The following is a 22,928-nucleotide window of genomic DNA, read 5'->3' as shown; positions in this document are numbered from 1 at the left end:
CGCGGATGTATAGTGTAGCCATGGATATCTCTAGCCGGCTGGAATCAGCCATGAAAGCAGCGGGTTACGAATCGCAGAGTGCGCTGTCGCGCGCTTCCGGCGTGCCGCAACCCACCATCAACCGCATCCTCAACGGGGTGGGCAAAAAAGGACCGGAAGCGCATACCCTGGCGCAGCTGGCGGCGGCCTTGCACGTGTCCTTTGAATGGCTGCATGAGGGAAGCGGCATGCGCGAGCGCGGCGCGGCGCCGGCCGGCCTGCTGCCCGCGCAATACACGCCGGTGGTGCTCGCGCCTGAGGACGATGCGCGCTTCTATCAGATCCAGAAGGTCAAGCTACGCCTGTCGGCCGGCATCACCGGCTTTGCGGTGGAGCCGGAAACCCACGACGGCAGCACGCTCAGCGTGCCGCGCAACTGGGCCGACCGCAACGGCTACAACCCGGAGCGGCTGATCGGCATCAAAGTGCGCGGCGAGAGCATGGAGCCGTCGCTGTTCGAAGACGACCTGGTCATCATCAACACGGCCGACAATAAACCCGTGGACGGCGTGGTGTTCGCCGTGAATTACGAAGGCGAGCCGGTGGTCAAGCGCATGTCGCGCGATGCGGGCCAGTGGTGGCTCACCTCGGACAATCCGGACCAGCGCAAATACCACCGCAAGGTGTGCCGGGGCTCGGACTGCATCATCATCGGCCGCGTGGTGCGCAAGGAAAGCGACAGAATTTAGTTAGGAGTCCTTTACAAATGCAGAAATGGGTCTATAATTCGCTGCATGGACATCAAACCTGAAACCCCTTGGGACGGCACCCCGGACGTGTCGGCGCGCATCATCACGGCGATCTCGCGTATCGCCAGTGTCATGCGCTCCGGCGTGTGGGAGTTCGCCACCAGCGAAGGCCTGAACCCGGCCCAGGTCGACATACTGCAACTGCTGCACGCGCGTCCTAAAGGCGTGCGGCTGTCGTGGGTGGCGGCGCAGCTGTCCATCTCGGCCGCCAGCGCCAGCGACTCGGTCGCCTCGCTGGTGTCCAAAGGCCTGGTGCGCAAGGCGCGCGCCGTGGATGACGGGCGCGCCACGGCCCTGTTCCTCACCGCCGTCGGCAACGCGGTGGCCGAGCGCATCGGCAGCGCCGTCGGCTTTGCCGACGAGGCCGCCGCCGCCCTGCCGCCCGCGCTGCAGGTGCAAATGCTGACCGGCCTGCTGAAGCTGATCGCCGAGCTGCAAACGTCCGAACGCTTTCCGGCACTACGGGCCTGCCCGTCGTGCCGCCACTTTGAAGCCAACAAGTATCCCGGCGCGGCCACCCCGCACCACTGTGCATTGGTCAACGCGCCGCTGCCGATCTCGTTTATCCGCATCGACTGCGCTGAGCATGAAGAGGCCGACTTGGCCACCCAGCAACGGAACTGGGCGCAATTCGCATGACCTTCCGTTTTTTTGCCTTAATTAATTAGGACTCCTACTTTAACTTTGAAAGGAAATACCATGTCCCGCATTCAACTCATCACCCCGGCCGACACCACCGGCGAACGCCAGCAACTGCTGGGCCAGATCCAGCAGGCCTTCGGCGCCACGCCGAATATGTTCAAGGCCGTGGCCAATTCCACCGCCGCCCTGAAAAGCATGTGGGGCTCCTTCGGCGCGCTGGGCGGCGGCGTCATCCCGGCCAAGCTGGGCGAACAGATCGCGGTCGCCATCGCCGACCGCAACAACTGCGAGTACTGCCTGGCCGCGCACACCGTCCTGGGCCGCAAGGCCGGCGCCAGCGCCGAAGAAATGAGCGCCGCGCAAGCCGGCCAGTCGGCCGACGCCAAGACCGCCGCCGCGCTGCGCTTTGCCGTCGCCGTGGTGAACAATCGCGCCCAGATCGCCGACGCGGACGTGGCCGGCCTGCGCGAAGCGGGCTACAGCGACGAGGAAATCGTCGAAATCCTGGCGCACGTGGCGCTCAACCTGTTCACCAACTACATCAACGTGGCCTTCCAGGTGCCGGTCGATTTCCCGTCCGTCAAACTGCGCGCCAAATAAGGGAGGAAGCGCCATGCTCATCAATCATCCCGCGCCGGAACTACAGGTTGCGGCCTGGCTCAATACTGGCCAGCACGCCAGCCAGCCTCTCAGCCTGGCCGCGCTGCGCGGCAAAGTCGTGGCGCTGTACGCCTTCCAGATGCTGTGCCCCGGCTGCGTGTCGCACGGCATACCGCAGGCCAAGCTGATCCGCGAAAGCTTCAGCGCGGACGAGGTCGCCGTTATCGGCCTGCACAGCGTGTTCGAGCACCACGACGTGATGACGCAGCGCGCGCTGGAAGTGTTTATGCATGAATACCGCATCAACTTTCCGGTGGCGGTGGACATGCCCTCCTCCAACGGCCCGGTGCCGCTGACGATGGAGCAGTACCAGCTGCGCGGTACGCCCAGCCTGCTGCTGATCGACCGTGCCGGCAAGCTGCGTTACAGCCATTTCGGCCGCGCCGGCGACATGCAGGTGGGCGCGCTGATCGGCCGGCTGCTGGCCGAGCCGGTGGGCGCGGCGGACAGCGCAGCGTGCAGCGAAGACGGCTGCGCCATCGGGCGCTAGCGCCGGGCCGCGTGGAGTGCCGCCCGCCAGTTGCGGGCGGCACTGCTTTGCATTCAATTCGGCAACTATGTTTCCTTGAAGGAAAAATAGTGACATAATTACGCGAGCAAAAAACCGCACGCGCCACAATGACTTACGCATCAGATATTCAGACCCTGCTGGACCAGCGCTTGAAGGCGACTGGCTGGCAAATTGCCCAAACCGTCGTCCTCGGCCTGCTGGCCGGCTGCCTGGCCCTGTTCGGCCAGGTTTGCCTGGCGCGCGCGCGCCCCATCTTCCCCTTCATCGACCAGAACTATGAAGCCTGGCAAGGCGGTTATACGCTGGTGCTGATCATGATAGGCATCGTGTGGGTGGTGGCCATGCTGCAAAAAATAAGCTTCTTCCAGGACTGCCTGGAACGCCTGCGCAGCCAGCGCCGGCTCGACGAACAATACGCCTTGCGCGCACAGCAGGCCGAAGAAGCGCGGCTGGCCAGGGAGGCCGCCAAACACGCCAGGGAAGCCGAGGCGGCGCGCCCGAGCAGAGTCAACCGGGAAGCGCGCAGCAATAAATTCGACTACTGAGCCGTCCGCCACGCCGCCACTGTTAGTTGGCACACTGTCCAGCCGGCCCGTCTCGCCTAGCATCGTTCCTGACCACTACGACACTTCAGGAGAGCAGCATGGACAGCATCAACCGCGAACAGCCGGAACACAACCGCAGCGACCTCACCGGCAGTGAAGCCGTCAAGCGCATCAAGGATATCGTGGACGAAGCCAAGGCCGGCTTCTTCTGCACCAGCAACCGCGTCATTCCCATGAGCCCGCTCAAGGTCGATGAAGCGGGCAATCTGTGGTTCCTCAGCGCCAGCGACAGCCACCACAACCAGGACATTGCCGCCAATCCGGCGGTGCGCCTGTATTTCCAGGCCTCGCACCACTCCGGCTTCCTGTACTTCGACGGCCACGCCGTCATCTCGCGCGATCCGGCCATGATCAAGGAACTGTGGAGTTTTACCTTGAAAACCTGGTTCACCGAAGGTGAAAACGATCCGCGCATCACGGTGATCCAGGTGCGCCCGGTGGAAGGCTACTACTGGGACAACAAGCACGGCAACGCCGTGGCCGGCGCCAAGATGCTGCTCGGCGCCGTTACGGGGCAAACGCTGGACGATTCCATCGAGGGGACGCTGCGGCTGTAGTTTCGGCTTACGGCGCAGCGAGGACCGTGTCCGGCAACGGCTGCGTCCGGGCCCAGGATTTGGCCAGTTGGCGCCCCATAGCGATCTGCTTTTCGCTCAGTTGGGACGCCACGCCATCGCGTCTGGCGGCTGCCGCCTTATATTCGTTCAAGTGGGCCAGCTCAAAGTAGACATAGGCAAAGTAGGCATTCGCGGGCATGCCTTTGCCCTGCTCGTTCAATTCTCCAAGGCTGAATAGCGCCGTGGCATTGCCGTCTTGCGCCGCCTGGCGGTAAAGGCTGATTGCTTGCGGCAGGTCCGTCGCTACCCCCTCGCCTTTCTCATACAAATCTGCCAAATTGTTCATGGCGTTCGATATTCCCTTATCGGCCGCCCGGCGATACCACAGGGCGGCTCCAGCCGGATCCTTGGGGCCATTTTTCCCGGAATGCAGGAAAGTTCCCACCCTATGCATGCACCAGGCGTCTCCCAGTTCTGCGCAGCTCCGGAAGTGCTGTTCCGCCAGCGGTAGATTCACCGGGCCGTCCTTGCCGTCCTCCGCCATCCTGGCCAGGCCGTAATAGCCGTTGGCGTCCTTCATGTTCACTAATACATTGAAGTGCGCCCGTGCTTTGACTGGGTCCGCCGTCACCCCGTCGCCGTCCAGGTAGGCTTCAGCCAGCTGTCTGATGGCGTAGGGATTGCCGTCCAGGGCAGACTTGGAAAACCATTCAAAGGCCAGGCGCAAGTCTTTCTCGACACCGCGCCCACGCTGGTAGGCATTCCCCAGCTGCACGCGGGCAGCTGCAGCTCCTTTGCCTGCCGCCAGCGTCCATAGCTTGATTGCAGCAAGCCGGTCCTCCTTGATGCCATGGCCATAGGCCATCATAAATGCCAACTGCGCCATGCCGTCAGCATTGCCGCCTTCCGCCGCGCGAGAGTTCCAGTACAGCGCCAATGGCAAATCGGCGGTGGTGCCTTCGCCTTCAAGGTAGCGTCGCCCAATTTCCGCTTGCGCACCAGCGTGGCCAAGCTGCGCTGCGTCGAAATAGTGGGCAAAGGCCAATTGCTGGTCTCTGGGCAAGCCACCCAGGCCGAAGGCGTAAAAACGCCCCAGGTTGCGCGAGGCAAAGTAGTGCCCGCCCTCTGCCGCACGCTGGAACCATTGCACGGCCAGCACAGCGTCCTTCTCCACTCCCAGACCGTCATCATAAGCGACGGCCAGGGCATTCATGCCGTCCCGATCCCCGTGCTGTGCCGAGCGCTGATACCAGACAAAGGCGGTCTGCGGATCCGCTTTCCCCAGCTTGCCGTGTTCGGCCAGGAAGCCCAGTTCCATCTCGGCACTGGCGTTGCCACGTGCAGCCGCCTTGGCAAAGTGCTCCTGTGCCTTCCTGAAGTCCGGCCTGTCCGCGTTCGATGCTTCCAGGCCAGCCTCCAAATCCGGATCGCCGGACCTCAATTGCTTCAGCTCGCTCTGCGCCAGTACAAAAGGCAAACTGCGCCAGATGCCATGCACCGGGAACCACCGTAGCGCCTGCAACGCCTCCTGTTTTTTGCCCTCCAGCCTCAACTTTGCGCCGATATAGAACCACGCTTCGTTCAGGGCGCTTTCGCGCTTGACGGGCGCAAAGCCGCTGGCCAAACGCAGCAATTCCTGCTGGCTCATCCGTCCGGCGAGAAACTCCATCACAGGACGCGGCCAGGGGCCGTCGGGCATGGCGCGCGCGTACTCATCCAGAGCGGCTGGCATAGCGGCATGGCAACGCTGCAACAGCAGCATGGCCAGTGCGGCATCGTCGGGAGCCAGAGTGCGCGCTACCAGGCGAGCCTGCACGAACCGCTGCGTGTCCGCCATGGCACCGACGGCATCGCCCGTCCCCAGTCTCGCCCAGGCCAGACTAAGCAGTTGCGCATCGTCATCGCTCACTGCGGCCGCCTTGCTGAAGTGGTCCAGCGCCTGTTTATAGTTGCCAGCTTCGAAGGCCGCCCGGCCGCGGCATTGCGCCTTGCCCGCATCTTGGCCGCTAATTGCATCGAGCTTCCGAACCAAGGGCCCGATACTACTGCGCGAGCTAGGATAGATGTCCCCCAGGAACACCAGGTCCAGCAAACTGTCGCACAGCAGCTCGAGCCGTGCTGCATCGTCTTTCGCCTGGATCTTGTCGGGCGCCGCCGTTAGTTGGGTCAGCATCAGCGCGGCGTTGGCAACACGCCCATCCCGAATGGACACTGCCTTGGACTTGACCGTGCCGATGGCGTTGAACTGCAGCGTAGATTCCATCAACGGCTCCAGCAGTTTCGATTGTGATTCCAACTCGGGCAACTCGGACGCCTCAATCTGTTTGCGCTTGACTTTGTAGTCCAGCACATAATCAACTTCGTTCCCGCGCCATGAAAACTCCTTGTGCGCGCGGAAGAAGGCGTTGTCGATGGTCTTGGCTTCCGCCACGTTGACCAGCTTGACCTCCTCGGGCCACACAATATGCAGGCGGTAGCGCCCCTGATACATGCCCAGCGGCGGCGCGAAGGGAGCCGAGCGGGATAGTTTTTCCGGAATGCCCAGCGTGCCGTCCATCACACGGTTCTTGTGAGATAGCGCATACCAACCGTCCACCTCCTTGACCGGCTTGGGAAGCCTCAGACGGGCGCTAACAGAGAACACCGTGCCGTCGTCGCTGTCCCGCACAATGGGTGGTTCGCTCAATGTGGCGCCACGGAATTGCTTGTCGTAATCGCCCAGCATGTCCTGGCGCAGCTCGGCTGCAGACATCGCTGCATAGCGGGCGCGCGCGAAACGGGCGTACTGCGCACGAAAACTGGACGTCACCTCCAACTGGACGTCTCCAGTCAGATCGTTGACGATGAATTTCTCGCTGCTGTCGTACAGTGGAAAGCCGGTGGCTTGCTCCGGCAAGGTCACCAGAGCTGTGGTGTCGGCCGCCACCACCAGCGCCGCAGCGCCTGGAATCGCGCTCGGCAGCTGCGACAGCAGTCCCTTTTCGCCTTCGCGCGTGGGGTCCACATAGTACGTCACGCCGTCCGCCACTACACGCACGATGACGTGATCAAACCACGACGGCGTTGGGAGCAATTTTTGCGGAAACTCCGGTGCTTGCGCATTGACCAGCACCGGCTCGGACTTGATACCCAGCTGCGCCAGCACAGCAATCAGCAAAGTAGTCTTGTCCTTGCAGTCGCCGAAGCGCCGCCTGAGCACAGCGTCCGGCGGCTGCGGCCGGTGCGAATTTTCTCCCAGCGCCACGCTGAAATAACGGATCTCATCCTGCACCCAGTGCAGGGCAGCGCTGGCGCGCTCCTCCTCAGTCCTGCCGGACGCGAACTGGGCCGCGATAGATTTCAACTCTGGCGAAGCGGTCGGCCTCTCAAACAGGCTGCTGGCCCACGCCGCCACTTCCTGCCAACTGCCGTACTCGCTCAGCTGCAACTTGCGGAACGGCAGATAGCTGGCTGGCACACCGGCCTCTGGTTGATACGCTTCAAGATTCTTTTCGTCGAAGCGCAGACGCTCCACGGTTCCGTTGCGCTCGACCACAGGCACAATCCCGTGCGGCCGAGAATCACCTAATTCGCGCCAGTGCAAGCGCTGACTGGCCGGATGCGACACCGTCAAGCGACGCTGCTCGGTCGGCAGCATATAGTCCCAGCTGAAGTCGTCTGCCCACAGGCGCCCGAACACTGGATTGCGGCCTTCAACGCTAAAGACAAGGTGCAGGGTGTCGCCAACGCGCACGTCCTCCAACAGCAGTTGCACCGTGCTCTCTCCAACGTAGAAGCCGCTTTCCAGGCTGGGCTCGCGTTCAAGCAGCCGCGCGTTGACGGTTGCGGTGCGGTCGATGACCTCCGTCCCGCGCAGCAGCGCAACCCGGTGCAGATGCAGCTTCTGGTAGGCAGGATAATAGGGCAGACCGATTTGACCTATTTCGCGCAGGCGGGTTTTGTCGTTCACCAGGATCGCCCGGCTGACCAGATATGCTGGGTTGGCGCCGGTCCACACTTGTGTTTCCGAAAGACGAACGACTACCGGATCCGACCTTACCGCCGGTGGCACATCGGCAAGTGGGGCCAGCCATTTGGGCAGCGGCGTACCCCGAAAAAAGGAAATTACGGGTTTAGCAGCTTGCAATGCAGGCTTGGCTGGAGCTGCTATTGCGACGCTGAAAGGCAGCAGGAGAGTGCAGGCGAATAAGTAGTTAGAGCGCATGGGCGGGGGCAAGTTGCAGGAAAGCGCAGGGCCAACAAAGGCGTGTGCAGGAAGCCACCAGCATATCATCTTGCCTGATGGAAAAATGCACACATTCTCACATCGCCGACGCGCCTTGCCGCCCGCTCAACCCCAGCCGTACCAGGCGTCGCGCAGTTCGCCGACCTGGACTTGCTGCAGCACGCCCTGGCTTTCCAGCCAGGCGCGCACCAGCTCGCGGTGGTTTTCTTCGACTTTGCCGTAGGCTTTGCCGGACACCACGAAGCCGCTGAAGTCGCTATTCATGCCGCCGCCGAAGGCCAGGCCGTTGGCCTCGACGGCCTCGAGCAGGAAGCGGTACAGCAGGCTGTCGCGCTGCGCCGCGTCCTGGCCGTCGGCCAGCTTGGCGTCGACCATAAAGCCCAGTTCCTGGAATTCGCCCAGGTGCATTTTCTTGCGCTGGCGCCGGTTGGCGCGGTGATGGGATCGGCTCATGTTTTTCTATCCGCTGAGTGTTAAAGCCGGATTGTCGCATGCCCCCGCGCCAGCGCAAAGCGCCTGCGCTAGTCGCCCAGGCAGGCCTTGCACGCCGCCTCGGAGAAGCGCGCCTGGCAGCTGCGCTGTCCCGGGTACTTGAGTTCGAGTTCCTTGTAATTGATGCAGCTGGCCGGCGATAAGGCGATGATGGCGGGCTGCTGGTAGGTCAGGCCGGCCTTGTCTCTCACGCTGAGGCGGGAACCGTTGCCGTCCGAACGCAGCTCGATGCCGCCGTCCCTGGTGATGAGCGTCAGCGCGCTGTCCTGCGACGGGTCCGGTCCGGCCACCATGAGCGCCGCCATGCGGTGCTTGGAGTCCAGCGTGATCATGGCGTTGCTGCCCTCGTCCATCGTCACGTATCCGCCGCGCTCGATGCCCTCCTCGTCATAGATAATCAGGCCGCCGGCCTTGCTGCCGCGCTTGGACACGTGGCCACCGGCCATCACGGCGTCCGGCAGATCGCCGCCCAGGCGGGCGCGGACGATGCCTTTGGCGTCGACCACCACCACTTCCCTGGCGCGCACGCTGTCGAAGATGGCGTTTTTCAGGCTGGCGCCGGCCACGGCGCCGCCCCCGGCCAGCAGCAGCAAACCGGCCACCCACAAGCCGTTCTGGCGGTTCAGGCGCTTGCGCAGCCGGACATTCTCTTGCTCGCAGGCGAGCAGGCGTTGTTCTATCTAGGTCAAATCAGGTCTCCTGGCGGGTGAATTGCCAATTTTGCCATATTTCTCGACGGAAATGCAACCGGGATGGGCCTGTCAAACGCATTGCAGGCGGCTGAGCGATAATGGCGGGCTCAAGCCAGCCAAATTCAAACAAGGAGCCCGCTTTGCTTAACTTCGATTTCCACAACCCTACCCAGATCCTGTTCGGCCAGGGCCAGATCGCCGCCATCACGCCGCTGGTGCCGGCCGGCGCGCGCGTGCTGATGCTGTACGGCGGCGGCAGCATCAAGCGCAACGGCGTCTATGAGGAAGTGAAGGCTGCGCTGAGCGGCCATACGGTGATTGAATTTGCCGGCATCGAGCCCAACCCGCACTACGAAACGCTGATGAAAGCGGTCGGCATCGTCAAGGCCGAGAAGATCGACTTCCTGCTGGCGGTGGGCGGCGGTTCGGTGATCGACGGCACCAAGTTCGTCGCCGCAGCGGCGCTGTTCGGCGAAGAAGACCCGTGGCTGATACTGAAGAAAGGCGGCGCCAACATCAACGCCGCCCTGCCCTTCGGCAGCGTGCTGACCCTGCCCGCCACCGGCTCGGAAATGAACGCCGCCAGCGTGGTCACCCGCGCCGCCACGCAGGAAAAGCGCGCCTTCCACAGCCGCCACGTATTCCCGAAATTCTCCGTGCTCGACCCGAGCAAGACCTTCACGCTGCCGCTGCGCCAGGTGGGCAACGGCGTGGTGGACGCCTTTGTGCACGTGATGGAGCAGTACCTGACCTATCCGGTCAACGCGCCGGTGCAGGACCGCTGGGCCGAAGGCCTGCTGCTGACGCTGATCGAGGAAGGCCCGAAAACGCTGAGCGAGCCGGACAACCTGGACGTGCGCGCCAACGTCATGTGGAGCGCGACCATGGCGCTGAACGGCGTGATCGGCGTGGGCGTGCCGCAGGACTGGGCCACCCACATGATAGGCCACGAGCTGACCGCGCTGTACCAGCTGGACCATGCGCAAACGCTGGCCGTGGTGCTGCCGGGCATACTGACGGTGCGCAAGGAAGCCAAGCGCGCCAAGCTGCTGCAATATGCGGCGCGCGTCTGGGGCGTGAGCGAAGGCGATGAGGACAGCCGCATCGCCGCCGCCATCGCACGCACGCGTGCCTTCTTCGAGCAGATGGGCGTGCCGACCCGCTTGTCCGGCTACGGCCTGGACGCGTCGGCGATCGACGCCGTGGTGGCCGCGCTGGAGGCGCACAAGCTGGTCAAGCTGGGCGAACACCGCGACGTGGACGCCGCCGCCGCCCGCGCAGCACTGGAGCTCAGTTTGTAATTCGTGCTACACTTGCAGCTCGCTAGGGGTCCTGGAAACGCGTTTTCCGGGTGAGAGATACCCTTCGTACCTGATCTGGATAATGCCAGCGAAGGAAAGCGCAAAGTTGTTTCCCCTCCTTTGTACCCTTCCCGTTGGCTCCCATTTTTACGAGAGCCTATAATGTCCGCACGAAATTTCGCAGTTAGCACGATCGCCCTGGCGGTCTCCCAAGCCTTTACCGTTTCCGCCTTTGCAGACGATGCGCCAGCCGCCGCGCCCGCCGGGCAAACGCCGTCCGAGGTGGTCGTCATCACCGGCAAGAACACCGCCACCCGCGCCTCCGTGGCCGGCTTCACCGACCTGCCGCTGCTGCTCACGCCGGCCTCGGTGACGGTGCTGGGCCGCGAGAAGATGCAGGATCTGAACATCCGCTCCACCACCGACGCCGCCAAGTTCGACGCCAGCATCAGCGACGCCTACAACGCCGTCGGCTACGCCGAGCAGTTCTCCATCCGTGGCTTCAAGCTCGACAACGGCAGCAGCTACCGCAAGGATGGCATGATCATCCCGGGCGACACCCAGATCCCGCTGGAGAACAAGGAAGCCATCGAAGTGCTGAAAGGCCTGGCCGGCCTGCAGTCCGGCATGGCCACGCCGGGCGGCATCATCAACTACGTGACCAAGCGCCCGACCGCCGCGCCGCTGCGCTCCGTCACCATCGAAGCGAGCGAGCGCGGCACGGTGCTGGGCGCCGTGGACGTGGGCGGCCGCTTCGAGGACCGCCGCTTCGGCTACCGGGTGAACCTGGCCAGCGAGCGCCTACGCTCCTACGTCAAGGGCGCGGACGGCCACCGCAACTTCGTCTCCGGCGCCTTCGACTGGCAGATCTCGCCGCAGGCCCTGCTGCAGCTGGATGCCGACTACCAGAAGAAGTCGCAAGTGTCGGTGCCCGGCTTCCAGCTGATTAACAACGCCACGCTGCCCAAGATCTCCGCCGACAATATGCTGAACAACCAGTCGTGGAGCTATCCGGTGGAGACCGAAAGCAGCAACATCGGCGCGCGCTTCACCTACCAGTTCAACCAGGACTGGAACGCCACCGTGAGCGCCAACAGCCACTCCTTCAAGCGCGACGACTACACCGCCTTCCCTTACGGCTGCGGCGCGCAGGACCTGTATCCCGGCTTCTGCACCAACGGCGACTACGACGTGTACGACTACATCAGCCTGGGCGAGCGCAAAAAGCCGCAAGCCATGCAGGCCATGGTGCAGGGCAAATTCGCCACCGGCGCCTTCAAGCACGCCGTCACCGGCGGCTACTCCTTCTACAAGAACAGCGAGAAGTGGGGTGACGACATCTACGAATACGCTGGCACCAGCAATATCTTACACCCCGTCGTAGTCAAGGCCACCGGCCTGACCAGCGGCCCGGTGACGGAGCGCCGCAGCGACCGTGAGCGCGCGGTCTTCTTCCAGGACGTGGTGGGCCTGACCGAGCAGCTCACGCTGCACGCCGGCGCGCGCCACACCCAGGTGGAACGCAATCAGCTGGCCGCCAAGGCCGCCACCGACGAGAGCTTCTGGCTGCCCAACGTGTCGCTGGTGTACGCGCCGCTCGCCAACGTGTCGGCCTACGCCAGCTGGGCAGAAGGCCTGGAGCGCGGCGGCATCGCGCCCAAGCTGACCAGCAACCAGAAAGAGGCGCTGGCGCCGTCGCTGTCCAAGCAGGTGGAACTGGGCGTGAAGGCGGACCTGTACAAGGACCTGAGCCTGGCCATGTCCGTGTTCCAGATCCGCAAAGGCCTGGAATACACCGACGCGCGCAACACCTATGTGCGCAACGGCCAGGCGCAGCACCGCGGCCTGGAGCTGTCGGCGCAAGGCCACGCCACGCCGGACCTGATGCTGGCCTTCACCGCCATGGCGCTGAACACCGAGCAAAGCGGCACCGGCCAGGCCGCGCTGGACGGCAAGCGCGTGACCAATGTGCCCAAGTTCAAATCGTCGCTGTACGCCGAGTACGCGCTGCCGCAAGTGGCCGGCCTGAAGCTGAACGCCAACTGGCAGCACGCGGGCAAGAAGGCCTTCGACCCGGAGAACACCTTCTTCGTGCCGAGCTACGACACGCTGAACCTGGGCGCGTCCTACGCCACCAAAATCGGCGCGACGTCGGCCATCTTCCGCGCGCAGGTCTACAACGCCACGGACAAGTTCTACTGGCGCGACGTGACGCCGGACCTGGGCGGCTACCTCTTCCCCGGCGCCGAACGCACCTTCAAGCTGTCCGCGCAGCTGGACTTCTAAGCTCTAAGTCAGAAAATGTACTGCACCCGCATGGCGAAGCTTTTCGCCGTGCGGGCCGAATTGCGTCCCACCAGCCAGGCGGCTTCGTATTTCAGCTCCTGGCCCGCGCCCAGTTCGCGCGATCCTAACAGCGCCGGCCCAAACCGGTGCGAGCGCTGCTTCTCCGGCAGCCAGTCGTTCCACTTCCCCACTTCGCCAAAGCCCTGGATACCGGGCTGCAGCCAGCTTTTCCAGCGCTGCTTCACCTGCCACTGGTAGACCAGCTGCGTCTGTTCCGGCTCGCCGGTACGGTAGTCGCGCTGCAGGAAGGCGTTGAAGTTGAACTGCGTGCGCCAGACTTCCGTCTGCAGCACCGGGCCTATCTCCACACTGTAGCTGTGCGGGCCGGAGTTGCTGCGGCCAACGCTGGTGTGCAGCGCCAGGTCGAAGGCGTACTGGCCCTGCGTGAGCATGTAGTCGTTCTGCCATTCCAGTTCGGCCAGCCGGTCGCTGCGGCCGTGCAGCCGTATCCACACTGCCGACAGCTCGGTGTACCAGCGCGACGTGACGCCGTAGCCAAACCCCAGTTCGGGCGAGGAAACGCTGAAGCTGTGCTTGTAGTCGGCGTTCCAGTATTTGAAGTCCACTGATTTCTGGCCTTCCACGTCATACGTGGAGACCAGGTAGTAGCCGGTGCCGGCGCAGGCTTGCGGCAAGGGGCCGGCAAGCAAGGCGGCGGAAAGGAGGAGGAAGCGGGGGACGTTGGGCGCTCTTTTCATCCTGCCAATGTAGCAGGACTCCCAAGCAAACGCTCGACTTTCATCAAGCGTTGTTCAGGTGAGCCGCTCACCAGTGTGTACGAAATGCCACGCGCGGCCAGTTCCTCCAGCAGCAGCGCGCTGACAGGGCCGCTGGCGTCCTCCGGCTCGCGCATCAGGCCATCGGGCACCCAGGGCAGATCCGGCGCGCACAGCAAGGTGACATCGTAGCGGTGCGCGGCGGCCAGCGCGGCCAGTTCGGCGTCGATGCCGCCGAAGTAATGGCGGCTGTAGACGGCCGTCATCAGCGGCGTGGTGTCGCAGAACAGGAAGCGGCGCGCCTGCGGCATGGCGGCCTGCTCGCGCGCCACCTGGGTGCGGGCGATGTGGATCTGGTCGGCGGACACCGGCAGGCGCGCCTCGGCGTCGACGAACTCGCGCAGGTACTCCGGCACCCAGATGGTGCGGTAGTGCTGCGCCAGGCGCGCCGCCAGCGTGGTCTTGCCGGACGACGCGGAGCCGACGATGGCCACGCGCAAAGGCTGCGTCATCGCCGCACCATCACTTCAGCACCATGGCCCCGGCGGCGGCCCCGCCCTCGCCCATCGATTTTTTCCAGGCCAGCAGGCCGACGGCGGCCATCGCCACGAACATGCCGTACAGGAGCGCGGTCAGCATCAGGCCCTTGTGCAGATACAGGCCGACGTAGATCACGTCGACCACGATCCATACATGCCAGTTCTCCAGCTTTTTGCGCGACAGCAGGAACTGGCCCACCAGGCTGCCGGCGGTCAGGAAGGCGTCCGTGCGCGGCACGTCGGTGTCGGTGTAGCGGTGCAGGAACCAGGCCAGCACGGCAAAGCCCACGGCCCAGCCGGCAGCGGCCAGCCACAGGCCGCGCCGCGTGGTGCGGGTGACGGGCAGCTGGTCGTGCGTGGCGTCGCCGTGCAGCCACTGGTACCAGCCCCAGAACGACACCGTGATGAACACCGCCTGCAGCGCCATGTCGCCATACAGGCGCGCGCCGTAGAACACCACGCCGTAAGTGGCCGAGGACAGGATGGCGAACAGCCAGGCCCAGTGGTTCTGGCGGATATTGAGCAGCACCGTGGCGACGGAGAGCACGAAGGAGAGCAGTTCCAGTGGCGTGGTTGAAAAACCAAGCAGGTCGATGGCAGAGTTCATAGCAAGATCGGGCGGGGACGCCGGATTATGCACCCAATCGGCGGATAAGCCAACCACGGCCACGCTGCGACTTGCATATTGCTTGTAAGTAATTATTTCTTTGAGTTAATTGATTTTATTGCTACGATGCAGGCATCGAAACCGTCCTTATCCACCCATGCAATTCCGCACCCTTGCACTGCTCATGGCGCTGGCCGCAGCCCAGCCCGCCCACGCCGCCGACTCCGCAGCCAGCCCGCCGGCCGGCCCCATCCCTATCGACGCCTTCGTCCACCGCGACCAGTACAGCATGCCTCTCCTGTCGCCGGACGGAAAATATCTCGCCATCACGGTGCGCATGAAGCGCGGCCAGCGTGAAGTGCCCACCATCTGCGTGCTGGCGCTGCCCAAGCTGAACATGCTGGCGGCGGTGCAGCTGCCGGTGTTCCAGATACCGGCAGGCTATCTATGGGTAAGCAACACCAGGCTGGCAGTGGCCAAAGGGGAGGAAGTGGGCGTGCGCGAAGCACCCCAGCTCACCGGCGAAGTACTGGCCATGGACTTCGACGGCGGCAAGCAGGAATACCTGTACGGCATGGACGGCTTCAAGTTCAGCCGCCAGAGCGACCGCTACGGCGACGACTATGGCTACGGCGAGATTGCGGGCGCGCCAAAACCGCTCAACGGCCACCTGCTGCTCAACTCGCATCTGTGGCGTGTGGACAGAAGCCAGCTATACGACATCAACACAAGCACCGCGATCCGCAAACTGGTGGCGGAAATTCCGGTGCGCTATATGAGCTTCATCCTGCAGCGGGACGGCACGCCGCGCTTCGCCTACGGCACCGACGAGCAGAACGAACCGCTGCTGTACCAGCGCGACATCGCCAGCGGCAACTGGAGCGTACTGCCCGCCGACAAAGGCGGCGACATCTATCCCTTCGCCTTTTCGCCCGACGGCAGCGAGTTCGCCGCCACCCAGAACGTGCACGGCGGGCCGGACATCCTGGTGCGCCAGAACAGCGTCAGCGGCGCGCGCACCGTGCTGATGTCGCACCCGGCCGGCAACATCAACGACTATCTGTTCGGTGCGAACCACGGCCTGCCGCTGGCGGCCACTACCCAGGTCGGCATGCCGCAGTGGACGTACTTTGCGCCGCAGCACGCGGACGCCCAGCTGCACAAGCAGCTTAGCGCCCAGTTCCCTGGCAACGTGGTGGACTTCATCAACTTCACCAGCGACGGCCAGCTGCTGCTGTTCAGCGTGCGCAGCGACCGCGACCCGGGCAGCTATTATCTGTTCGACCGCCGCAGCGGCAAGGCCGACTTCCTGCTCGCCGCCATGGAGGCGATCGAACCGGAACAGATGGCCGAACGCCGGCCCATCAGCTTCAAGGCACGCGACGGCCTGGAGCTGCACGGCTACATCACCTTGCCGCCCGCAACGGCCGGCACGCCGCCCGGGCACAAGCCGCCGCTGGTGCTGATGCCGCACGGCGGCCCCTTCGGTCCCTTCGACACCTGGTACTTCGACACCGACGCCCAGTTCCTGGCCAGCCGGGGCTACGCCGTGCTGCAGGTGAACTACCGCGGCTCCGGCGGGCGCGGGCGCAGCTTCCGCGAAGCGGGCTACCGGAAATGGGGCACCGCCATCCAGGACGACCTGGCCGACGGCGTGCGTTGGGTGCAGGCACAGGGGCTCAGCGATCCAGGCCGCAGCTGCGTCTACGGCGTGAGCTTCGGCGGCTATTCGGCACTGATGCTGGCCGCGCGCGAAAGCGCCCTGTTCCGCTGCGCCATCGGCTACGCCGGCGTGTACGACCTGCGCCGCTTCAAGGACGAACCGATGCAGAACGTGCGCAAGGAACGCGACTGGCTGAGCAAGCGCGTCGGCGACGATGCCCAAGAACTGGCGCACCAGTCGCCCGCCGTGCTGGCCGGCAGCATCACCATGCCGGTGCTGCTGATCCACGGCGGCAAGGACAAGATCGCGCCCAAGGAGCACGCCTTCCAGATGCGCGACGCTCTCACCGCCGCCGGCCGCCCGCCGCAGTGGCTGTACGTCGACTACGAGGGCCACGGCTTCTACGACACCGAGAACGCCGCCGATGTATACCGCACGCTGGAAGCCTTCCTGGCCAAGCATCTGAAATAAAAAAAAGGGGTCAGGGTTAGTTTTCCCGCATGGGAAAACTAACCCTGACCCCTTTTTGGTTTACCGAATTATTTCTTCGGGTATTTGATGGTCATTTCTTTCAGCAGGTTGTCGGCGTGGTCGACTTCCTTCATGACCCACAGCATGTAGCGGATGTCCAGGTGGATGGCGCGCGTGATGGCGGTGTCGAAGTACCAGTCCTTGGTGATCGATTCATACGTGGAGTCGAAGTTCAGGCCGATCAGCTCGCCGCGCTTGTTCATCACGGCGGAACCGGAGTTGCCGCCGGTGGTGTCGGCGCTGCTCAGGAAGTTGACCGGCACCGTGCCCAGCACCGGGTCCTTGAACTGGCCGTAGCGCTTGGCCTTCACCGCGTCGATCAGGTTGTCCGGGGCGATGAAGGGGTCTTTGCCGGTGTGCTTCTCGACGATGCCTTCCACCGTGGTGAACGGGCCCTTGGTAATGCCGTCCTTCGGCGAGTAGGCCGACACGGTGCCGTAGGTGACGCGCAGCGTGGAGTTGGCGTCCGGGTAGACCGGCTTGCCCTGCGATTTCTTCCACGCGATCACGGCGGCCATGTATTGCGGCACCACGCGCTCCAGGTTGCCGTCCACTTCCATGCGGCGCTCTTCCAGCGACAGGCCCACGGCGTGCAGCTTGACGGCCAGCTTGAGGAAGGCGTCGTCGGAGGCGGCGATGGCGGCGGCGTCCTTGTCCATCAGCGCCAGGCGCTCGGCGGTCACGCCCAGCTTCGACTGCGCGTACAGCGCCGGCACGTCGGCCACCGCAGGCAGCAGCGCGTCCAGGCCTTGCGGATGGGACTTGGCGGCCAGCTTGGCGTAGCGCGCCAGGCCGTCGGCGAAGCGGGCCTGGTCCACTTTCAGCGTGAAGGACTGCTCCAGGCGGCTCAGGCGGGCCTTGATCGGGCTCACGTCGCGCTGCTGGTAGCCGCCCTTGCGCTCGGCGTCCGGCTTCTGCTTTTCCAGCGCCAGGCGGTGCAGCGTGCGGGCGCTTTTCAGCAGGTCGCTATTGGTGGCCACGTTCCAGGCGAATTCTTCGTCGGACAACGCCATGTCGGCGGCAATCGCCGCGTCCAGTTCGGACAGCATGGCCGACGAGACGCCGGGCTGCTTGGCGTACCAGGCGTGGAATTCGGCGTCCTGGCCGTCCTTGACGGCGGCCAGGTCTTTGCGCGCGAAGCCGTCCAGCAGGCCGAGCGTCTTTTTCATGCGGTTGTTGATGCTCTTGACCACGCTGGCGTAGCGCACCACGCCCGCTTCGTCGCCCTTGGTGGCGGCGGCGATGGTGTCCAGGTCGGACTGGTATTCGGCCGCCTGCAGCGGGTAGGCCGAGTCGCGCGCGTTGCGGATTTCCACCGGCAGCTTGTAGCGGCTGGTGCGGCCCGGGTAGCCGGCCAGCAGGATGGGGTCGCCGTTCTTCAGGCCTTCGGCGGAGACCACCAGGAAGTCCTTGGATTTGTAGGGCACGTTGTCCGGCGACGGGTCGGCCGGGCGGCCGTCCTTGCCCACGTAGGCGCGCAGGAAGGAGTAGTCGCCGGTGTGGCGCGGCCATTCGTAGTTGTCGATGTCGCCGCCGTAGTTGCCGATCTTGTCGGACGGCGCGTAGACCAGGCGCACGTCGCGGATCTGCATCTGGCGGATGCGGTAGTACTCGGCGCCGCGGTGGAAGCTGGGCACCGAGCAGCGGTACATCTTGTCGGTTTCGCATTCGGCCACCAGGGCCTTGATGCGCTTCTGCGCTTCTTCGTGGCGCGCTTTGCCACCCAGCTTGTCCAGGCCTTGCAGCACGCGGGCGCTGACGTTCTCCACCTTGTCGGTGATGTAGACCTGCAGGTTGGGGCCGCCCGGCAGTTCGGCGTCGCGGGTCTTGGCCAGGAAGCCGTTGGCGATGTAGTTGTGCTCCGGCGTGGAGTTGCGCTGGATGGCGCCATAGGCGCAGTGGTGGTTGGTGACCACCAGGCCGTCCGGCGAGACGAAGGACGCCGAGCAGCCGTCGGTCGAGACGATGGCGCTCATGGGGTGCTTGGACAAATCGGCCAGTTTTTCAGCCGGGATGGCGATGCCGATGCGTTTCAGCTCGGCCTTGAGCTGCGGCAGCTGGTGCGGCTGCCACTGGCCTTCGTCGGCGTGGGCAGGGCTGAAGGCGGCCAGCAAGGCGGCCGGCAGTGCTGAAAAAGCTAGCGTTTTGAACAAGATAGTCCCCTAATATAAAAAGCTGCCGCAGTATAGACCGTGCGCTTGCCGCTGAAAATGGTTTTTAGCTATTGCGGCCCGGCAGGCGCATGCTGACACGGCAGCCCTGCCCCGTGCCGTAGGCCACGTCCAGCGTGCCGCCGTGGGCGCGCAGGCGTTCCCCCACGCCCAGCATGGCCAGGGCCTGGCGCTGGCGCCGCCCGGCGACAGGCACGCCGCCGCCGTCGCCGGCGCCGTCGTCGGTCAGCATCAGCTGCACGCCCGAGCCGCCGTTGCGGCGCAGGCTGACCGCCACCGCGCTGGCGCCGCCGTCGCGCTGCACCGATTCAAGCACGGCCTGCAGCTGCCGGAACAGCATCAGGGACGCCACGCCGTCCAGGCAATCGAAGACCTGCTCGTCCTGCACGTCCAGCGTGCAGGCCAGGCCGCTATGCTTGCGGAACTCGGCCAGCTGCCAGTCCAGGGTCGCTTGCAGGCCCAGTTCCAGCACGGCGGGCCGCAGCCGGTTCAGGATGGCGCGCACGCTGCGCAAGGTGGCGTCGATGTTGTCCAGTGCGGCGCCGCTGCGTTCGCGCAGCGGGCCGTGGTGCGCCAGGCTGCGCTTGTTCAGCAGCGCTGCGTCCAGGCGCAGCGCCAGCAGGTTCTGCGCCACGCCGTCGTGCACGGCGCGCGCCATGTCCTGCCGCTCCGCTTCCAGCATAGTCGCTTCGTGCTCGCCCAGCAGGCGCAGTTGCGCATTGTCGCGCTCCAGCGCGGCGGTGCGGTCGGCGGCCTGGGCCGCCGCCGGGGTGGGCGCCGCCGGGGTGGGCGCCGCCGGCGCCAGCACCACGCAGCACAGGCCGGAGGCCGCGTCGAGCCGGGCCTCGATGCGCACCGCGCCGGCGCCGGGTATGCCGCCGAACAGCTGCGACTCCATGCCGGCTGTCCCGGCGCTGGTGTGCAGGATGGCGGCGAACGCGCGCCAGGCCGGCTGCTCCTCGGGCGCCAGATAGCGCTCGAAGGGCTGGCCCTTGAGCGCGGCCGCGCTTTGCCCCAGCAGCGCGGCGCCGGCCTGGTTGACGCTGACCACGCGCCCGGCTGCGTCCAGCGCGTAGCTGCAGGCCGGCGACAGCTCGAACAGCTGCTGGTACAGCGCCTGCCCGGCCTGCGCCTGGTCGGTGCTTTCCTGCAGCGCCGTGAGCGCCTGCTGCTGCAGGTCCAGCTCGATCTTGCTGAGCTGGAGCGCCTGCCATTGGCGCAGCTGGTCGCTCGGGTGCGGGCCGCCGCTCACTGGCTGCCTCCGTCGGCGCCGTCGGCTAGGCTCAGCGCCCGCAGCTGCGATTCAAGCTGCTTGGCGCCGGTGATGTTGATGAAGGTGAGCACCAGGCCGTCGATCACATTGTCCACCGTGCGGTAGGGCATGATGCGCACCGTGAACCAGCGTCCGTTGCGGGTGGGGATCTGCTTTTCGCTGAACACCAGCGTGCGCAGCACTTCGCCGGCGTCCTGTTCCAGCTCCGGGTAGACCAGGTCGCTGGCGATGTCGCTCAGCGGGCGCTGCACGTCGCTGGCGATCAGCTTGTAGACCTGGCTGGCCTGGGTGGTGAAGCGGCGGATGCGCAGCACGTTGTCCAGGAAGATGGTGGCGATGTCGGTGCTGTTGAGCAGATTCTTCATGTCGCTGTTCACCAGCGACAGGTCGTCCACCTTCGATTGCAGCTCGGCGTTGACGGTGTACAGCTCTTCATTGAGCGACTGCATCTCCTCCTTCGAGGTGGTCAGCTCCTCGTTGGTGGACTGCAGTTCCTCGTTGGTCGACTGCAGTTCCTCGTTGGCCGAGCGCAGCTCCTCGCGCGAGGTCTGCATTTCGTCGCGCACGGCCTGGATTTCCAGGCGCGCCTGCGCCAGCTGCTGTTCCAGCTCGGTCACGCGCGGGCTGGCCACGCGGGAGCGGCGCGCGGCCTGGCGCGGCACGCCGAGGAAGGTCACCAGCACCATGCCTTCCAGCGCCTCGCCGTCGCGCAGCGCTTCGGCGCTCAGGTCCACCGACAACTCCTGGCCGCTGGCGTTCTTCATCACCAGGCCGGCCAGCACCTGCGGCCCTTCCTCGGCCAGCGCGCGCTGCAGCAGGTCGTCCAGCGGGTAGCGCAGGCCGTCGCGCGCCATGGCGTGGATATTCCAGTTGGCCTTGCCCGCCGCCGGCTCCAGATAGGAGCCGGTGCGGCCGTGGATGTAGAGGATGTCGCCGTCGCGGTTGAGCAGGACGGCCGCCGGCGTGTGCTTTTTCAGCAGCAGCTGTTCGACCTGCGATTGGAGGTTGCCGTTCATGGATGCGGACCTGACTTCGTTGGGAGTGGGCGCGACAGCCGCCACCCTGGTTGGGAAATAGTGTACCAGCCGCTGGCTGCCGGCATCGAGCCGCTGGTAAATGCGGCTGCCGCCGGGCAGCGGCGCAAACAGCTCGGTGAAATGGCCCGGCGTGTCGGCGCTGCCCAGCAGCAGCAGGCCGGCCGGCTTGAGCGCGTAGTGGAACAGCGGGATCAGGCGCTGCTGCAGCTTGGGGCTGAAATAGATCAGCAGGTTGCGGCAGCTCAGCAGATCGAGCTTGGTGAACGGCGGATCGGAAATGATGTTCTGCTGCGCGAAGATGATCATATTGCGCAGTTCCTTGCGCACCCGGTAGCCGCGTTCGTCGGCCACGAAGAAGCGCTGCAGGCGCTCGGGCGAGACGTCGGCCTCGATGCTGTGCGTGAACAGGCCTTCGCGGGCGCGGTCGATGGCGTCCGGGTCGAGGTCGGTGGCGAAGATCTGCAGGCTGTACTTGGCGCGCGGGCTGACATGCTCGATGGCTTCGCTGAACACCATGGCCAGCGAATACGCTTCCTCGCCGGTGGAACAGGCCGGCACCCAGGCCTTGAAGCTGGCGCCGTCCGGATGCGCTTCCAGCAGCTGCGGCAGGGCCACGGCCTTGAGCTGCTCCCATACTTTCTGGTCGCGGAAGAAGTTGGTCACGCCGATCAGCATTTCCTTGAACAGCAACTGCACTTCGCCCGGATTGTCCCGCAGCAGCGCGACGTAAGCGTCCAGCGTGGCGCACTGGTGCAGCGCCATGCGGCGTTCGATGCGGCGCATGACCGTGTTCATCTTGTAGTCGGCGAAATCGTTGCCGGTGCGGGTCAGCAGGTATTGCAGCAGTTCGGCCAGCGCGTTGCGGCGCGGCGCGCGGTGCGGCGCGCGGTGCGGGGCGTTCAGCGGCGGCTGCCGCGCCAGGCGTTCCGCGATCAGGGCCGGCATGTCGCCGGCGCAGGCAATGATGTCAGCGCTGCCGGCGTCGATGGCGCTTTGCGGCATGGCGGCGAAGCGCGCCGACACGGGCTGCTGGGCCAGGGTCATGCCGCCGTGTTCCTGGATGGCGCGCAGGCCGGCGCTGCCGTCGCTACCCATGCCGGACAACACCACGCCGGCCGCCAGCGGACCGCATTCAGCGGCCAGCTGGTTCAGGAAATGGTCGATCGAGAGCGACTGCACCCGGGTTTGCGGGCGCCGGGTCAGGCGCAGCACGCCGTTCGCGTAGCCCAGGTCGCGGTTGGGCGGGATCACATAGACGTGGCCCGCTTCCAGCGGCATGCCGTCGGCAGCCTCCTGCACCGGCATGGCGGTCACGCGCTGCAGCAGTTCGGGCAGCATGCCTATCTGCAGCGGATCGAGGTGCTGCACCACCACGTAGGCGAACGGGCTGGCCGGCGGCACCGCTGCCAGCAGCTCGCAGATGGGCTCCAGTCCGCCGGCCGACGCGCCTATCCCCACCACGGGAATGGCTGGCCTGACTGCCGGCAAGGGCTCGGCGGTATCGCGTTGGTTCATGGTGCTGGACTTGGGCAAGGCGCTGACTTGGATTGCCGATTATACAAAGCGCCTTGC

At 65.0% G+C, this 22,928-nt stretch carries 18 protein-coding genes and 1 riboswitch; of the genes, 9 read left to right on the top strand and 9 right to left on the bottom strand.

Features of this window, described 5'->3' with window-relative positions; genetic code table 11:
- Positions 1–5 precede the first annotated feature (5 nt).
- From AC07S4_RS15020 to AC07S4_RS14995, 6 genes are all read left to right on the top strand, one after another.
- Positions 6–728, top strand: coding sequence for an XRE family transcriptional regulator (locus tag AC07S4_RS15020; RefSeq protein WP_494987411.1), 723 nt, complete (start codon positions 6–8; stop codon positions 726–728).
- A gap of 45 nt (positions 729–773) precedes the next feature.
- Positions 774–1,427: a MarR family transcriptional regulator gene (locus tag AC07S4_RS15015; RefSeq protein WP_494987410.1), complete on the top strand. Its 654-nt coding sequence runs from the start codon at positions 774–776 to the stop codon at positions 1,425–1,427.
- A gap of 60 nt (positions 1,428–1,487) precedes the next feature.
- The gene (locus tag AC07S4_RS15010) at positions 1,488–2,030 is read left to right on the top strand and encodes a carboxymuconolactone decarboxylase family protein (protein WP_494987409.1); all 543 of its coding nucleotides are present in this window, start codon (positions 1,488–1,490) and stop codon (positions 2,028–2,030) included.
- 13 nt (positions 2,031–2,043) lie between these two features.
- Positions 2,044–2,580: a redoxin domain-containing protein gene (locus AC07S4_RS15005; protein WP_494987408.1), complete on the top strand. Its 537-nt coding sequence runs from the start codon at positions 2,044–2,046 to the stop codon at positions 2,578–2,580.
- Positions 2,581–2,708: 128 nt separating this feature from the next.
- Positions 2,709–3,146 (top strand): hypothetical protein, encoded by a 438-nt coding sequence (locus AC07S4_RS15000; protein ID WP_494987407.1) that lies wholly within the window; start codon positions 2,709–2,711, stop codon positions 3,144–3,146.
- 98 nt (positions 3,147–3,244) lie between these two features.
- Entirely contained in the window at positions 3,245–3,763 is a 519-nt protein-coding gene (locus AC07S4_RS14995; protein ID WP_494987406.1) for a pyridoxamine 5'-phosphate oxidase family protein, read from the top strand.
- Positions 3,764–3,770: 7 nt separating this feature from the next.
- On the opposite strand, the gene AC07S4_RS14990 is transcribed toward AC07S4_RS14995, so the two are convergent.
- The 3 genes from AC07S4_RS14990 to AC07S4_RS14980 form a co-directional block, all read right to left on the bottom strand.
- The gene (locus AC07S4_RS14990) at positions 3,771–7,967 is read right to left on the bottom strand and encodes a DUF3857 domain-containing protein (RefSeq protein WP_494987405.1); all 4,197 of its coding nucleotides are present in this window, start codon (positions 7,965–7,967) and stop codon (positions 3,771–3,773) included.
- A 126-nt stretch (positions 7,968–8,093) separates the two neighbouring features.
- Positions 8,094–8,441 carry a YggL 50S ribosome-binding family protein gene (locus tag AC07S4_RS14985; RefSeq protein ID WP_494987404.1) on the bottom strand — a complete coding sequence of 116 codons (348 nt, stop codon included), beginning with the start codon at positions 8,439–8,441 and terminating at the stop codon, positions 8,094–8,096.
- Between the two features lie 68 nt (positions 8,442–8,509).
- On the bottom strand, positions 8,510–9,082 hold the full coding sequence (locus tag AC07S4_RS14980) for a hypothetical protein (RefSeq protein WP_494987403.1): 573 nt from the start codon (positions 9,080–9,082) through the stop codon (positions 8,510–8,512).
- 230 nt (positions 9,083–9,312) lie between these two features.
- Between AC07S4_RS14980 and AC07S4_RS14975 the strand changes: the two genes are divergently transcribed.
- Positions 9,313–10,473: an iron-containing alcohol dehydrogenase gene (locus AC07S4_RS14975; protein ID WP_494987402.1), complete on the top strand. Its 1,161-nt coding sequence runs from the start codon at positions 9,313–9,315 to the stop codon at positions 10,471–10,473.
- 14 nt (positions 10,474–10,487) lie between these two features.
- A riboswitch (TPP riboswitch) is annotated at positions 10,488–10,587 on the top strand.
- Between the two features lie 48 nt (positions 10,588–10,635).
- Positions 10,636–12,759, top strand: coding sequence for a TonB-dependent siderophore receptor (locus AC07S4_RS14970; RefSeq protein ID WP_494987401.1), 2,124 nt, complete (start codon positions 10,636–10,638; stop codon positions 12,757–12,759).
- An 8-nt stretch (positions 12,760–12,767) separates the two neighbouring features.
- Here AC07S4_RS14970 and AC07S4_RS14965 read toward each other — a convergent pair whose 3' ends face one another.
- From AC07S4_RS14965 to pnuC, 3 genes are read right to left on the bottom strand one after another with little or no spacing between them, the layout of a single operon-like run.
- Positions 12,768–13,517: a hypothetical protein gene (locus tag AC07S4_RS14965; RefSeq protein WP_494987400.1), complete on the bottom strand. Its 750-nt coding sequence runs from the start codon at positions 13,515–13,517 to the stop codon at positions 12,768–12,770.
- On the bottom strand, positions 13,514–14,047 hold the full coding sequence (locus tag AC07S4_RS14960; protein ID WP_494987399.1) for an AAA family ATPase: 534 nt from the start codon (positions 14,045–14,047) through the stop codon (positions 13,514–13,516). The genes AC07S4_RS14965 and AC07S4_RS14960 overlap by 4 nt, the downstream gene beginning before the upstream one ends.
- A gap of 10 nt (positions 14,048–14,057) precedes the next feature.
- Positions 14,058–14,681, bottom strand: coding sequence for a nicotinamide riboside transporter PnuC (pnuC, locus tag AC07S4_RS14955; RefSeq protein ID WP_494987398.1), 624 nt, complete (start codon positions 14,679–14,681; stop codon positions 14,058–14,060).
- A 157-nt stretch (positions 14,682–14,838) separates the two neighbouring features.
- On the opposite strand from pnuC, the gene AC07S4_RS14950 reads away from it, so the two are divergent.
- Complete coding sequence (locus AC07S4_RS14950; protein WP_494987397.1) at positions 14,839–16,815, top strand: S9 family peptidase; 1,977 nt, start codon at positions 14,839–14,841, stop codon at positions 16,813–16,815.
- A 68-nt stretch (positions 16,816–16,883) separates the two neighbouring features.
- Here the strand turns inward: AC07S4_RS14950 and AC07S4_RS14945 are convergent, their stop codons facing one another.
- From AC07S4_RS14945 to AC07S4_RS14935, 3 genes are all read right to left on the bottom strand, one after another.
- A complete protein-coding gene (locus AC07S4_RS14945; protein WP_494987396.1) occupies positions 16,884–19,028 on the bottom strand; it encodes a S46 family peptidase in 2,145 nt (714 codons plus the stop codon).
- Between the two features lie 64 nt (positions 19,029–19,092).
- Positions 19,093–20,298, bottom strand: a complete 1,206-nt coding sequence (locus AC07S4_RS14940) for a sensor histidine kinase (RefSeq protein ID WP_494987395.1) — start codon at positions 20,296–20,298, stop codon at positions 19,093–19,095.
- Positions 20,295–22,871, bottom strand: coding sequence for a chemotaxis protein CheB (locus AC07S4_RS14935; RefSeq protein ID WP_494987394.1), 2,577 nt, complete (start codon positions 22,869–22,871; stop codon positions 20,295–20,297). Before AC07S4_RS14935 ends, AC07S4_RS14940 begins: the two co-directional genes overlap by 4 nt.
- Between the last annotated feature and the right edge of the window lie 57 nt (positions 22,872–22,928).

Source organism: Pseudoduganella sp. GW821-FHT05F09 (genome assembly GCF_059419605.1).
This window is presented reverse-complemented; position numbering and strand designations above follow the sequence as displayed.

Bases quoted from the DNA above. Each gene is read 5' to 3' on its own strand.
- AC07S4_RS15020 (WP_494987411.1), top strand. From the start codon at position 6: ATGTATAGTGTAGCCATGGATATCTCTAGCCGGCTGGAATCAGCCATG.
- AC07S4_RS15015 (WP_494987410.1), top strand. From the start codon at position 774: ATGGACATCAAACCTGAAACCCCTTGGGACGGCACCCCGGACGTGTCG.
- AC07S4_RS15010 (WP_494987409.1), top strand. From the start codon at position 1,488: ATGTCCCGCATTCAACTCATCACCCCGGCCGACACCACCGGCGAACGC.
- AC07S4_RS15005 (WP_494987408.1), top strand. From the start codon at position 2,044: ATGCTCATCAATCATCCCGCGCCGGAACTACAGGTTGCGGCCTGGCTC.
- AC07S4_RS15000 (WP_494987407.1), top strand. From the start codon at position 2,709: ATGACTTACGCATCAGATATTCAGACCCTGCTGGACCAGCGCTTGAAG.
- AC07S4_RS14995 (WP_494987406.1), top strand. From the start codon at position 3,245: ATGGACAGCATCAACCGCGAACAGCCGGAACACAACCGCAGCGACCTC.
- AC07S4_RS14990 (WP_494987405.1), bottom strand. From the start codon at position 7,967: ATGCGCTCTAACTACTTATTCGCCTGCACTCTCCTGCTGCCTTTCAGC.
- AC07S4_RS14985 (WP_494987404.1), bottom strand. From the start codon at position 8,441: ATGAGCCGATCCCATCACCGCGCCAACCGGCGCCAGCGCAAGAAAATG.
- AC07S4_RS14970 (WP_494987401.1), top strand. From the start codon at position 10,636: ATGTCCGCACGAAATTTCGCAGTTAGCACGATCGCCCTGGCGGTCTCC.
- AC07S4_RS14965 (WP_494987400.1), bottom strand. From the start codon at position 13,517: ATGAAAAGAGCGCCCAACGTCCCCCGCTTCCTCCTCCTTTCCGCCGCC.
- AC07S4_RS14960 (WP_494987399.1), bottom strand. From the start codon at position 14,047: ATGACGCAGCCTTTGCGCGTGGCCATCGTCGGCTCCGCGTCGTCCGGC.
- pnuC (WP_494987398.1), bottom strand. From the start codon at position 14,681: ATGAACTCTGCCATCGACCTGCTTGGTTTTTCAACCACGCCACTGGAA.
- AC07S4_RS14950 (WP_494987397.1), top strand. From the start codon at position 14,839: ATGCAATTCCGCACCCTTGCACTGCTCATGGCGCTGGCCGCAGCCCAG.
- AC07S4_RS14935 (WP_494987394.1), bottom strand. From the start codon at position 22,871: ATGAACCAACGCGATACCGCCGAGCCCTTGCCGGCAGTCAGGCCAGCC.